Source organism: Lutibacter sp. HS1-25 (assembly GCF_004121075.1).
Taxonomy (GTDB): Bacteria; Bacteroidota; Bacteroidia; order Flavobacteriales; family Flavobacteriaceae; genus Lutibacter.
The window spans coordinates 1-1,789 of the sequence record NZ_RHLN01000087.1; the positions used below are offsets into that span (position 1 = coordinate 1).

At 33.2% G+C, this 1,789-nt stretch carries 2 protein-coding genes; one reads left to right on the forward strand and one right to left on the reverse strand.

Annotated features, from left to right (window positions below; translation table 11 throughout):
- Positions 1–318: Mur ligase domain-containing protein (locus tag EC396_RS12365; RefSeq protein WP_240665703.1), on the reverse strand; the 318-nt coding region annotated here is incomplete at its 3' end.
- A gap of 200 nt (positions 319–518) precedes the next feature.
- On the opposite strand from EC396_RS12365, the gene EC396_RS12370 reads away from it, so the two are divergent.
- Positions 519–1,789 (forward strand): hypothetical protein (locus EC396_RS12370; RefSeq protein WP_164975282.1); only part of this gene is annotated, 1,271 nt, incomplete at its 3' end.

A 1,789-nucleotide genomic window follows, 5' to 3' on the forward strand; every position in this document is an offset into this window, starting at 1 on the left:
AACACGTGTTTTATCTTTAGACTGTTCATATAAAAACTCTGGATATGAATATATTTTCAGACCCAATTCCTGTGCTTTTTTTAGCTCAGGATTATCGGGTTTTGCATGCATTCCTAAAATTACAGCATCCAAATCTGATGTGATTTTTTCTGAAAACCATCCAAAATCACTAGGTAACAAACCTTTATTTGCCAACCTTGTTTTTGAAGGTTCAAAAATAGCATCGTCACTTCCTGAAATAGTATACCCTTTTTCTTTCAAAGCCAGGGCTAAATTATGCATAGCACTACCTCCTATTGCTATAAAATGTATATTCATATATTATAATTTTTAACATCAAATGTAAGTAATCTCCTAAAAAAAACACGATGAATCAACTTTATTTTCAACAAATTTACACAGAAACATCATACTTCAAAAAACAACTTATTCATCTAAAATTGAATAAAATTAACTATTTTTGATATACCAAACGATTTCATTTATTCGAAATCAAAAAACTAACCAATACCCAACTAATGAAAAAAGAAAAATTTTCATTGAATATTAATACAATATTATTATTCTTTGTTTTAGCCTTTTTAAGTCATGAACTGACATATTCACAATGTGTAAATCCAACCCCAATAGGAAATACTTCTCAAATTTTTTGTGATAGCAATGAACCTAAAATTGAAAATTTTATAGTTTCTGGTGGTGAAATTGCATGGTTTGATGCTCCTTCTGGAGGAACTCAGTATGATAAATTACTCCGTTTAGAAAATAACAAAACCTATTATGCAGATGATATTACAGGTGGAAGTTGTAGCCCAAACAGACTTGCTGTTACCGTAACAATTAATGGAACACCTCCAACAAATACTTACTCTATTATAGGTGTTTGTGCCGATGAAAATGCTACAATAGCAGATTTACCAGCAACTGGTACAAATATTGAATGGTATGATGCCAAAACTGGTGGCAACTTACTTTCAGACTCAACCCCACTGGTAAATGGGGTAACTTATTATGTACAGCAAACCGCAAATGGATGTACTAGTAAAAGATTGGGAACTGCCGTTATTTTAATTGCTCCAGAAACGCCTACCGTGGCTCCAACACAAACATTTTGTGCTACTTCCAATCCTACTGTAGATAATTTAAAAGCTATAGAAAACAATGTTATTTGGTACGAATCTGAAATGGCATCTCTACCTTTAGATATTTCAACAGCCTTAATTAATGGTGAAGATTATTGGGCAACTCAAGAAAGCGTTGGTTGTGAAAGCTTAGAAAGAGCTAAAACAACAGTTTTTATTGACACCCCTCCAAATGCAGGAATAAGTTCATCATTAAACGAGTGCGAAATTGATTTAGTTACAACTAATTTATTTGATAAATTAGGAGGAAGTCCTGATATTACTGGTGTTTGGACAGGGCCAAGTTCTCTATCTGGTGGTTACTTAGGTACTTTTGAACCTGGTGTTAATAGCTCTGGAACATACACTTATACTGTTAAAAGTAGTTTAGGTGCTTGCCCTGATGCATCCGCTAATGTAGCAGTAGTAATCGAAGTAGTTACTCCTCCAACAGGTCCTACAACTCAAACTTTCTGTGAAATTGAAAATCCAACTGTTGACAGTTTAAGTCCTAGTGGAAATAACATCAATTGGTACGATAGTGATAATGCTACAATTCCTTTAACTAAAACAGCTGCTTTGGTTGATGGTAAAGTTTATTACGCTACAATAACAAATACTTCTGGTTGTGAAAGTGTTTTACGATTAGAAGTTACTGCTAACATTGAAAA